Origin of the sequence: Virgibacillus salarius, assembly GCF_039521925.1 — a bacterium.
In the GTDB taxonomy this organism is placed as follows: Bacteria; Bacillota; Bacilli; order Bacillales; family Amphibacillaceae; genus Virgibacillus; species Virgibacillus salarius.
The window spans coordinates 41,541-52,334 of sequence record NZ_BAAACY010000045.1 but is presented as its reverse complement, the minus strand read 5'-3'; the positions used below and the strand labels follow the sequence as shown (position 1 = coordinate 52,334).

Below are 10,794 nucleotides of genomic sequence, written 5' to 3'. Positions count from 1 at the left end.
GTAATTTGATATGACCATCCAACAACTGAATATTTCTATTGACGACATTCGTTGTGTAGCTTTGTTTATGACGTTTGCTTTTGAATTTTGGGAACTTGGCATTCCCTTTGAAGAAGGCTTTATATGCCTTATCTAAGTTTAGTTGAGCGTTTGCCAACGCTAATGAATCGACTTCTTTTAGCCATTGGTATTCTTTTTTGTAATTGGCAGGAGTAGGATGTTTTACCTTTTTCCATGCTTCTTTATCAGTTTTTAGGCTTTCATACGTTTCTTTTCGTTCTGCTAACATTTTGTTATAGACAAAGCGAACGCAACCGAAGGTTTTACGTATAACCAAAGCCTGTTCATCTGTTGGATACACTCTAAACTTGTACGCTTTATTTTGTTTAGCCATATCAAATCACCTCACTTTATCCTTTGATTTTCAATCTATTTTTTTACTACTTCAATAGGCGAACCGCAGTCGTCAACAAACAAAAACTTCTTGACCAAAACATTTCTTTCCATAACTTTTTACGAACATGAGGAAAATCCCTCTTGATAAGTCTTGGACTGGCACTTTTATAGGCATTGATGAATTTCGATCATTCACTGTTGGGTTGTGCTCTGAACAAAATATGAATATGTCAATATCGTGGTTCCATTCGACTAATGTGATATTATATTTTCCACTCAACGACACAAACTGATCTTTAGCATAGTCTGAAAATGGTATCATCTATTACTTTCCTTCGATACTTCACAACAAACACAAGATGGTAATACATCAAGAACACTGAATGATTATTACTGTCTAATTTCATTTTTATATCAATCCTTATACTTTATAAGACTGATTATACCATGTTGAGCAAAAAGGAAAAAAAGCCTTTGGGATGTCGCCCAACCGAAATTCATCTCCCCCTTACCGTTGGGCTACGCCCTTCACAAGCTTGAAGATGGAGACTTCTTTCGGAAGTACGTTAAAATCTTGTGTAAGACTACATCTTTTGTATACATGTATATACATGTATACAGTTTGCAAATTCGTTTCCCCTTTTCTTTGCTACTTATAAATTGGCATACTTTTTGCTACATAATTATGAAAGGGAAATGAAATATAGGGGGTATTTACGATGGAATTCAAGTACATTAAAATAACTTATAACAGCAATATAGCCGTGGTAGAGCTGAATAATCCACCGGCTAACGCATTATCTACTACAACTATTGGAGAATTACGATCAGCTTTTAAGCAATTAGCCGATGCAGAAAATGTACACGCTGTCATTTTAACTGGTTCTGGTAAATTTTTTGCTGCCGGTGCAGATATCAAAGAATTTGTACCTGCTATGGGAGATTACGACAGAGGAATACAGATGTCAGAGTTAGGTCAACAACTTTGTAATGACATCGAGCAACTAAAAAAGCCGGTAATTGCTGCCATTAATGGGCCAGCACTTGGTGGAGGTTTAGAATTAGCAATGGGCTGTCATTTTCGCATTGCCGTTAATGAAGCAAAACTCGGGCTACCAGAAGTAAAATTAGGATTAATACCATCATTCGGAGGAACACAACGACTTGCTAGAATTACAAATATGGCTACTGCACTAGACTTAATTCTTTCCGGAAAACATATAGCTAGTCAAGAGGCTGTTAAACATGGTCTTATCCAAGTAACTGTTTCTGCGGAAGAACTGATGTCTACTGCTTTAACAATTGCAAATTCCTTTACTGAAGGAAATAGTATGGCAAGTGTTACTAGAGCAATACAAAGTATTGTAAAAGGTATTCATGAACCATTTGAAGAAGGATTAAAAAGAGAAAAGCAAAAATTTGCAGAGCTGTTTCTAACAGAAGATGCCAAAGAAGGTGTACAGGCTTTCGTTGAAAAACGGAAACCTTCCTTTCATCATAAATAATCGAGCAAAGGAGATTGTTAGCGTGGAAGAAGAAGTATTATTTTCAACAAATCATAATGGCGTTGCAACGATTACATTAAACCGCCCAAAAGCTATTAATTCACTAAACTATGAAATGCTCGTTCCAATTCGTAAAAAATTAACGGAATGGGAGCAAGATGACACTATTTGTATTGTAATTATGAAGGGAGCAGGTCCAAAGGGATTCTGTGCTGGTGGAGATATTAAAACATTATATCAAGCCAAGAATAATCAAGAAAGCTATGAACAAGCGATTACATTCTTTACAGAAGAATACCTAACCGATCAATTAGTTGCTAGTTTCTCCAAACCAATACTAGCTATTCTAGACGGTATTGTTATGGGTGGCGGAGTAGGACTTTCCTATGGGGCTAGCCACCGTGTTGTAACTGAGCGTAGCAAATGGGCAATGCCTGAAATGAATATAAGTTTCTTCCCAGATGTCGGTGCGGCTTACTTCCTGAATAAAGCTCCAGGTTATATCGGAAGGTATTTAGCGCTTACAGCAACTATTATCACTGCTACTGACATACTCTATGCCAATGGAGCTGATGCTGCTGTTTCCAGTGATCAATTAGATTCTCTTGAAACTCAAATTATGCAAACGAATTGGTATCAAGAGGAAGATAAAATGGCAAGGCTTGACCACCTACTAAAAACTTGTGAAACAGTTTCTTTACAAGAAGGGGAGTTAGCGTCTAAGCAAGCTAAAATTGATCAGCATTTCTCTTATGAAACTGTTGAAGAAATTATCAATTCACTAGAATCAGATGGTAGTGAATTTGCTAGTCGTACCAAAGAACTCTTGTTAACTAAATCGCCTATTTCCCTTAAAGTCACCTTAAATCAGATTATTAAAGGACAAAATAAAACCTTGGAGGAATGCCTGGAGACAGATTTAATCCTTGCTAAAAACTTTTTGAAGACGGAAGATTTTTACGAAGGTGTCCGGTCCGTTGTGATTGATAAAGACAAAAATCCGCAGTATCATTATCAACAATTATCTGATGTATCATCAACGGTTGTTCAATCATTCTTTACAATAGATTAACCAGATTAGTAGTTTGATAAAATAGTTAATGCAAAAGCCGAACTATCATTCGAAACGTTTTGGTACAACCCCGAAAATTAGAGTAAAAAATCTAACTACTGAGGGGGAACCACCCAGTCGAATCGTTCGGCTTTTGCTGGTTCTAAACGTTTGCTGCCGAATCAAAACAAATTTTCTAACAGCCTAGGTTTTTAAAACCACCGTTCCGTTACTACTTTTTTTCTTGTATAAAATTGTACCCCGTCTTTTCCATTGGTTCCTAAATCTCCATAGAAAGACGCCTTGTTTCCTGCAAAGGCAAAGAAAGCCATTGGTGCTGGCACATTCACATTTACCCCAACCATTCCAGCATCTATTTTCTCACGAAAGATTTGTGCATACTTACCACTTGATGTATAAATAACCGCCCCATTCGCAAATTTTGATTGGTTCGTTAATGCTATTCCAGCTTCTAAATCCTTTACACGGACAACGCTTAACACAGGTGCAAAAATTTCATCCTGCCATATTTTCATATTCGGCGTCACGTGGTCAAAAATCGTTGCACCAACATAATAACCATCTGGTGTTTCTTCTTCAATATAGCGACCATCCACGAGCAGGTCGGCCCCCTCTTCTACTCCCGAATCGATATAACTAATTACTTTTTCCTTATGCGATTCACGGATAACTGGGCCAACAAAAGTTGATTCATCCATTCCATCTCCTGCTTTTAACTTTTTTGTTTCTGAAGTAAGCAAATCAAGGAAATCATCTGCTATATCATCAACAACTGCTACAACAGAACAAGCCATGCAGCGTTCCCCACTACTGCCGAATGCGGCACCAATGACACCCTGAACTGTTTTCTCTAAGTCACAGTCAGGCATAACAACGGCATGATTTTTCGCACCAGCAAGTGCTTGAACACGCTTGCCGTTGGCTGTGCCTGTTTGATACACATGTTTCGCCACTGGCTCTGAACCAACAAAGGAAATTGCTTCGATATCCGGGTGGTCCAATAAACCATTAACTACATCTTTTGCACCATGAACAAGATTCAACACCCCTTCTGGAAAACCAGATTGATAAAATAAATCAACAAGTCGTTCAGCCAAGATCGGGGTACGTTCTGACGTTTTTAATACAAAAGTATTTCCGCAAGCAATTGCTAAAGGATACATCCAAAGCGGTACCATCATTGGAAAATTGAATGGGGTAATACCAGCAACAACTCCAAGAGGATAACGCCAAATCGACCCGTCTATCCCTTTTGCAATACTTGGAAGAGCATCTCCCATCATTAAATTAGGTGTAGAAGTCGCTAACTCTACAACCTCTATCCCACGCTGAACCTCTCCTTCAGCGTCTCGCAATGACTTTCCATTTTCTAACGTAATAATCTTAGCTAATTCTGCTTTATGTTCTTTTAATAGTTGAAGATATTGAAATAAATATCGGGCACGATTTGGTACTGGAACAGTAGACCAATGCCCATATGCTTCCTTCGCCGCGGCTACTGCTCGATCAACATCTTCTTTTTCAGATAATGCTACTTGTGCTATCGTTTCTCCTGTTGCAGGATTTGGAATATCAACCATTTCTCGTCCACTCGATTCCACCCACTTATTCCCAATATAATTCTTCATCACTTTCACTTCCGAAGAAATCATTTTGTTGCCTCCTTCTTCCTTGATTGTTCTTTTACCCGTTGGTAAAGTACAGCCATATCCTTTTCGCCATATCCTTCTTTTTCAACCGATTTATATAGTTCTAGTAATGATTTACTAATTGGTAAATCTAACTGATTCGCATCAGCAACATCCATCGCAAACTCCAAATCTTTTCTAAGCAATTTCAAGGAAAATCCTGGTTTGTAATCGTCGCTAGCAATAAAGGTTTGGTAATTTCGTTCATAGATCCTACTCTGCCCATAGCTAACATTTAGCATAGAGAACAAGTCGTCTAGATCAATGTTTTTCTTATTAGCAATATGCAAAGCTTCACTAACTCCTGCGGTATAAAAACCAATTAATAGATTATTAATCAATTTAACAGTTGTTCCACTGTCTATTTGCTCATCTACATGGAAAATATTCTCGCCTAGTACCTCGAGTACAGGTAGCACAAGGTTATAAACTTCTGTAGGCCCACCGACCATCACAGTAAGTGTTCGATTCTCTGCTCCAATTACTCCACCGCTTACAGGAGCAGCAAGAAAATGAATTTCTTTTTTCTTGCAAGCCTCCGCAATTTTTTGATTAAGTTCAGGTGCGACAGTGCTAGTATCTACTAATAATTTACTCGAATCGCTATACTCAATAAGTCCATCTTCACCTAAGTAGACTTCTTCTACTGCTTTTGATGACGGTAGGCTTGTAAAAATCAGCTCACTGCTTGCTACAACCTCTGAAATAGATGAGGCTATTTCCCCACCTTGCTCTTTCAATTTAAGGACCGCTGTTTCACTTAGATCATACCCCGTTACATGAAATCCTGATCTTATTAACCCCTTTGACATTGGTAGTCCCATATTACCTAAACCGATAAACCCAATTTTATTCATGATATCCCTCATTTCTTTATAAAATAGAGAAGATTCACTCCCCTTTGAATGTACAACCAGAGATTCAACGTGAATTATCTACTACGTTACCCCAAGAAATAACCATTTTTCTCAATAACTTCATTAGCGATTTCTTGTTTCTTTGTAATTATATTTGTATGCATAACAGGGAATGCATTAATTTCGTTAATTAATTGCTCTTTATCCTCCTCAGAACAAATAGATGAAATGAGTACGATGGCATTGCTCTCCAATCGATAATAGCTTTCTTCACATAATATTTCAGTCATTTTCTTCCTAAATTGCTGATGCTTTTGAATAACCTCTGAATTTATATGGGAGCCCTTCATAACGTATAGCTCCTTCACACAATCCGCTAAAATGCGAGCATATACTTGGTTTAGATTGCGCAAATCGCACGTATTAGAAAGCGCATTCATAATGATGTTTACTATTTTACTTGCATAACGTACAAACAGATTATTGCTTGAACCATTCACGAGTTCTTCTTCAATCGTTGACTTGAATTGACTATACTTTTTGAGAAATGATTTAGCTATCGTCAAACGGTTTATTTCATTAGTACCTTCAAAAATTCGATTGATTCTAGCATCACGATAAATTCGTTCTACCTCATACTCTTGCATATACCCATAGCCGCCATGAATTTGTACAGCCTCATCCACAACATAGTCTAATACTTCGGAAGCAGCTACCTTATTCACTGAACAGTCCATTGCATATGCCGAGAGATTTTTTAAGACGCTTTCATCGTTTTCCTTGTCTAACCGATCTATTCTATCTGCTGTGTAATAAGCAGAGCTTTCAGCACCATATATCGCGATAGCCATATTCGCTATTTTTTCTTGAATCATGCCAAATTGTATAATTGATTGCTTGAATTGTTTACGCTCTTTGCCATAGCCAATAGCAATTCTCAAAGCCTGCTTTGAGGTTCCAATATTTGCGAAGGAGAGTTTTAATCTAGCTAGATTTAGAATATTTAATGCGATATGATGTCCTTTTCCAATTTCACCTAATACTTGATCTTCAGAAATTCGAACATCTTCTAAAATAACCGTTGCTGTGGAAGAACCCTTAATTCCAAGCTTTTTTTCCTCTGGACCAATAGTTACTCCTGGTGTGGATCTTTCGATAATAAATGCCGTCATTCCTTGATCAGTATTTGCAAATACAACATATACATCTGCAATATGAGCATTAGTTATCCATTGTTTCTCTCCATTTAATACCCAATCTGTAGTGTCTGCTACCTTTTTAGCTGTTGTATTCGCCGAAAGAGCATCAGACCCAGCATTTGGTTCCGTTAAGGCATAGGCGCCTACCCATTCACCCGATATGATTCTAGAAAGGTATTTTTGCTTTTGACTTTCCGTTCCGTAATAAACAAATGGCAAGGTACCTACTCCGGAATGAATATTAAAAGATACACTAAATGATCCAGCAAACCCCATTTTTTCTGCAATAAGTCCAGCAGTTCGTTTGCCCATTGCTAATCCACCATAAGCTTCAGGAACATCCGCACCTAATAACCCTAAATCACCAGCATACTTAAATAGCTCTCTAGCTACTTTATAATCATGCGCTTCCAGCTTCTCCATATCTGGGTTCACTTGTTCTAATACAAATTTATCAATTGTTTTCGCAAAAAGTTCTTCCTCATCTGAATGATTTTCGAAGCTACTAGACGATTCATGTGGAAATATAGGATGGTGATGTGTTGATTCTGTTTTTTCCATGTACCTTTCCCCCTTCACCTCTACAATGCAATTTCCATGCCAACTTTTTCAGTGTGTCTACCTGTAAAAACAATGGCAAAAAGTGTTACATGTCTATACAATTGCACATACATATTAACAATTAAGTCCTCCCTACTTGGTTAACAGTTTTAACTAATATATATAACCAAAGCGTAAGTGCGCGATTAGAAACGTAGCGACTGGAGCAAGTCAACGGAGATAAAGGAATCACGGTGAGCTTGTGAGTCGGTGATAACTTATCTTAGAGCGATTCGTGAAGTCGCCTACTATCTGGGTGCTGAAGCTGCACGCAGCTCAACACGTCCATATTTATCCACCTGGCAAATTTTATAATTTCTTAGTCTATAACAAAAGATCACAGCTACTCCCCCTGTGATCCTATGTATTATAATTTTTGTCTAATGCATATCGGGAAATTTTATTATATAAGGTGGCTCGAGACACACCTAATAATTTAGCTGCCTGTGATTTGTTCCCCTTTACTTGTTCTAACGTTTGTTTAATTAACTCCTGTTCTTCCTTTGAAGCTTCAGCTAAAAGTTCTCTTCTTTTTTTTAGACTTTGAACAGGTGCAAGCGTACCTTCTTTCTGTAATTCGATATGAAGAAATTCTGGTAATGCATTAAATGAAATATGTTCTCCATCTGTTAAAACAAATAATCGCTCTAAAATATTCATAAGCTCACGAATATTTCCAGGCCAGTCATACTTGTACATCAACTTCAATAACTGTTGATCAATTGTTTTTACATTTGCCTGATAAACTTTAGCCAATTGCTGTAATTTATGGGCTATTATGATAGGAATATCGTTTTTCCGTTCTCTTAATGGCGGAATATCGATAGGGATTACATAAAGTCTATAGTATAAATCTTCTCGAAATTTACCATCATGTACCATTTGGGTTAAGTTTTTATTTGTAGCAGTGATTAACCGAAAATTTAAGGGGATTGGTTGATTTCCTCCCACCCTCTCTACCTTTTTCTCTTGAAGAACTCGTAATATTTTAGCTTGCATCCGTAAAGGCATATCGCCTATCTCATCTAAAAAAATAGTACCATTATGCGCTAATTCAAATTTTCCAGCTTTTCCTTCTCTATCGGCTCCAGTAAATGCTCCTTTTGTATAACCGAATAATTCCGATTCCATTAACCCCTCAGGAATAGCAGCACAATTAACACTTATAAAATCTCCGGCTTTCGTATCTCCAGCATAATGTATAGCCTTAGCAAACTGCTCCTTTCCTACACCACTTTCACCAGTTATAAGCACGGTAGCCTTGGAACTGGCAGCTTTCCTGGCAATCTTTTTAGCATTAGAAATAGCTGGGCTATCCCCTAGTATATCTTCAAAGTTTATGGCACTATCTAAAAAATTACTTACTTGCTTGAGCTGATAATTACGTTCATCTCGTTTATGTAATTGTTCCATGCGTTGGATAACTTGTTGAATTTCCGTTAACCCTTCGTAAACAAGAATTCCTGCTGCTCCGATTATCTTATTATCCTTCCAAATAGGAATACGATGTACCACCAAATCCTGACCTTGTAAGCGATGTGCCTGACTACGCTCTGGTACACCCGTCTTTAATACAACAGGTAATCTCGTATTATCTATTACGTTAGACGCATGTTGACCAACTGCTGCATCCTTAGGAACTCCAACATAACGGCTATACGCCTCATTAAATAACTGAATAACCCCATTCTCATCTACAACCGTTAACCCCTCGTATGCGGTATTAAAAATAAGCTCATACCATTTCATCAAATCCTCTGTTTTTTTCACCTTTTGAGTCAACTCTTTGTGATATAAAAGCAATTCTTTCTCTGTAAGAACCCCTTCTAACTTTCCACTTTCATCACTTACGATATAGCCTGGTAATTCACGAATATCCTGTAGTACTGTATCTTTGTTTAGCCTCACGAATGAATTCGTCATAACATTTGCTGTCTGTTGGTGAGATTTATCACCTTTTTCATTCATTAGGACAATAATATCCTGCAATCGTAAAATCCCTAACAAATGACCGTCTTGAGTAACTGGAAGCTCCGTTTCATTCAAATTTCTTAAGAGCTTTAGCGCTTCATGAACCTCCATTAATGGATCAATTGTTGTTGGCTTTGTATTCATCCACTTTTCAACCGTATCTAATTCTGGTTTCATCAAGGATCGATCTCCCCTTTGCAATTAAATATTTGGGGCAGTATGGAACAGCCTTTATCTTTATCAATCAAATGATTGAGCGCTTGTTCAATAAGCTACCATACTTAGGCCAAAATAATGAAAACCCTTACATTTTTTTAGATGAACTATTAAATGAAACTTCAATCAGTTGGGGTTGTTTTAGCTTCCACTGATGGTTAGCAGCACAAGGGCATGACTTAAAGGCCCTTGAACCAAAAGGACATTTACTGGCAGTTGACCCCTCACTTCTCTATATTGGTTGCACTTTATTGCTTAAAGTGGGAGCTTACTGCCAGTTATATGCGGGATAAAGGCTTAACAGCAGTCCAGGAATAATTCGCATCCATTACATACTAGGCACAAAACATGCTTAACTTAGTATATCATATATAGCCATTTTTCTGAATTATAGCATTCTTCAAGCACAATCGCAAATTTCCTTTACTGCTGTGTTGCTTAACTTTATGCATCCATATAATTAACTTACGTAGCCAATTACGTGATAAATTCCTCTTCTAGCAAAACAACTATAAAGATACACATGATTTTAACTAACTAAGCCAAACTAACTCGAAAGGAGGTAAAAAAATGGCTAAAGATAAGACAAAAACGAAGAATAAAAGTAAACAGGAATTGAATGAAATGAAGAATCAAAACAAATATAAACGTAACCGTCCTCCTGGTAACTAAAAACTATGGCAATATGTCCCCTTAAGCTTAAGCAATATTTCTACCGCAGATTTGCTTAAGCTTTTGATGGATTAGTTATTATAATAAAGTAATTCAATCCATGGTATTTTGTTTATTCCCTACCACAAGGAGATGACCTAAAGACCTTGGAACCCAATCGGACAGTTGATCCCCACTTATCCATATTGCTTTCACTTTATTCCTTGAGGTGTGGGAGTGATATGCGGGGTAACTGAAATAAAAAAAAACTGAGCAAAATTCGCTCAGTCCTTATCACTACATGCTCAGATTTACGCTTCCTCTAGTAGCTATTATGGAATAGCTACTGCTTGACCACCACTCCGGCTACCCACTTCCCTTTCCGTGGGGTTTGTCCTTCAGCTAACTTTTTTAGCAAAACCCGCTCAAAAAAGTGGATCTTCAGGTCAAACATTTCCCACAGGAGTTGAAGTGGCCGGCCTTCGCTATTATCAGGCTCTACAACGCTAGCATGAAGTAACACAGCTGCTTTTATACGCACGGATAGCGATTTTAACTTTACCCATTGTAAAAAAAGTCAACCTATTACTTATGACAAGAATTGTTGCACCTTCGCATAGCGGAGACTAATTACGTAGA

Annotated in this window: 8 protein-coding genes and 1 pseudogene; 2 read left to right on the top strand and 7 right to left on the bottom strand. The window is 37.6% G+C overall.

Annotated features, from left to right (window positions below; all coding sequences use genetic code 11):
• The coding region (locus ABDZ84_RS06910; protein WP_343780685.1) for a helix-turn-helix domain-containing protein at positions 1–394 on the bottom strand (394 nt) is incomplete at its 3' end.
• 46 nt (positions 395–440) lie between these two features.
• Positions 441–767, bottom strand: a pseudogene (tnpA, locus tag ABDZ84_RS06905) (IS200/IS605 family transposase).
• A gap of 348 nt (positions 768–1,115) precedes the next feature.
• Between tnpA and ABDZ84_RS06900 the strand changes: the two are divergent.
• A complete protein-coding gene (locus tag ABDZ84_RS06900; protein WP_026682948.1) occupies positions 1,116–1,901 on the top strand; it encodes an enoyl-CoA hydratase-related protein in 786 nt (261 codons plus the stop codon).
• A 22-nt stretch (positions 1,902–1,923) separates the two neighbouring features.
• Positions 1,924–2,973 (top strand): enoyl-CoA hydratase/isomerase family protein, encoded by a 1,050-nt coding sequence (locus ABDZ84_RS06895; RefSeq protein WP_026682949.1) that lies wholly within the window; start codon positions 1,924–1,926, stop codon positions 2,971–2,973.
• Positions 2,974–3,164: 191 nt separating this feature from the next.
• Here the strand turns inward: ABDZ84_RS06895 and ABDZ84_RS06890 are convergent, their stop codons facing one another.
• From ABDZ84_RS06890 to ABDZ84_RS06870, 5 genes are all read right to left on the bottom strand, one after another.
• On the bottom strand, positions 3,165–4,625 hold the full coding sequence (locus tag ABDZ84_RS06890) for a CoA-acylating methylmalonate-semialdehyde dehydrogenase (RefSeq protein WP_026682950.1): 1,461 nt from the start codon (positions 4,623–4,625) through the stop codon (positions 3,165–3,167).
• The gene (locus ABDZ84_RS06885; RefSeq protein ID WP_026682951.1) at positions 4,622–5,518 is read right to left on the bottom strand and encodes an NAD(P)-dependent oxidoreductase; all 897 of its coding nucleotides are present in this window, start codon (positions 5,516–5,518) and stop codon (positions 4,622–4,624) included. Before ABDZ84_RS06885 ends, ABDZ84_RS06890 begins: the two co-directional genes overlap by 4 nt.
• 86 nt (positions 5,519–5,604) lie before the next feature.
• Entirely contained in the window at positions 5,605–7,278 is a 1,674-nt protein-coding gene (locus tag ABDZ84_RS06880; RefSeq protein ID WP_026682952.1) for an acyl-CoA dehydrogenase family protein, read from the bottom strand.
• A 399-nt stretch (positions 7,279–7,677) separates the two neighbouring features.
• Entirely contained in the window at positions 7,678–9,465 is a 1,788-nt protein-coding gene (locus ABDZ84_RS06875) for a sigma 54-interacting transcriptional regulator (RefSeq protein WP_343780688.1), read from the bottom strand.
• 1,033 nt (positions 9,466–10,498) lie between these two features.
• Complete coding sequence (locus tag ABDZ84_RS06870; protein WP_343780681.1) at positions 10,499–10,696, bottom strand: hypothetical protein; 198 nt, start codon at positions 10,694–10,696, stop codon at positions 10,499–10,501.
• Positions 10,697–10,794: the final 98 nt, after the last annotated feature.

Excerpts from the sequence above, each read along its gene's own strand:
- ABDZ84_RS06900 (WP_026682948.1), top strand. The coding sequence starts at position 1,116 with ATGGAATTCAAGTACATTAAAATAACTTATAACAGCAATATAGCCGTG.
- ABDZ84_RS06890 (WP_026682950.1), bottom strand. The coding sequence starts at position 4,625 with ATGATTTCTTCGGAAGTGAAAGTGATGAAGAATTATATTGGGAATAAG.
- ABDZ84_RS06885 (WP_026682951.1), bottom strand. The coding sequence starts at position 5,518 with ATGAATAAAATTGGGTTTATCGGTTTAGGTAATATGGGACTACCAATG.
- ABDZ84_RS06880 (WP_026682952.1), bottom strand. The coding sequence starts at position 7,278 with ATGGAAAAAACAGAATCAACACATCACCATCCTATATTTCCACATGAA.
- ABDZ84_RS06875 (WP_343780688.1), bottom strand. The coding sequence starts at position 9,465 with ATGAAACCAGAATTAGATACGGTTGAAAAGTGGATGAATACAAAGCCA.